At 37.8% G+C, this 590-nt stretch carries 1 pseudogene; it reads left to right on the top strand.

Going from position 1 to position 590, the window contains the following annotated elements:
- Nucleotides 1-78: 78 nt before the first annotated feature.
- Nucleotides 79-590 (top strand): annotated as a pseudogene (locus tag ACFIL8_RS12360) (hypothetical protein); the annotation flags it as partial.

Genomic DNA, 590 nt, shown 5'->3' with positions numbered 1-590 from the left:
CGGTTTAACGACCCCTCCTAAATTTGATAACACTTTGGCTGCTTTCAAAGCCCCATTACCAGATGCGCCCTTGTTTTCTTGGCTCCAATGCGTGCAACAAATGGACCTGATCCAGAAGGATTCCGGCTGGAATTAGTTACAGGATATCGTCATGAAACGGCCTATCTTGCTGACGCCTCAAAATATACAAATAATTATGTATCACCATTTCAATGTATAAAAATGGGAATAGCATCAAGAGGTTTTTTAGAAGGCAATTGCATTGTTCTATTCCCAGAATCTGTAGCAGCTGCTCAAAAAATTGATAAGCAAGCATTTGCTTTGTTTTTTTTCAGTAAATTCTTTGATATTTACAACAAGCAAACAATTGTGGAAGCTGAACGTTTACTCGGTCGAGATAGTAAATTCCTGTTCGGTCAATTGCATAGTCGTAACTTATCTAAAGAAGACATTTACGATGCTCGCTGTTTGTGGGGCTATTATCATGACTATGCACATCATACCGGACCGCGGCCATTGGATAAAAATCTGTATATAAAATTAAATTGGTTTACAGGTCTTCTAGAAGAAACTAAAGTTGATTTAATTAC

The organism is Bartonella sp. AP57NXGY (assembly GCF_042195805.1).
GTDB lineage: Bacteria > Pseudomonadota > Alphaproteobacteria > Rhizobiales > Rhizobiaceae > Bartonella.
This window is presented reverse-complemented; position numbering and strand designations above follow the sequence as displayed.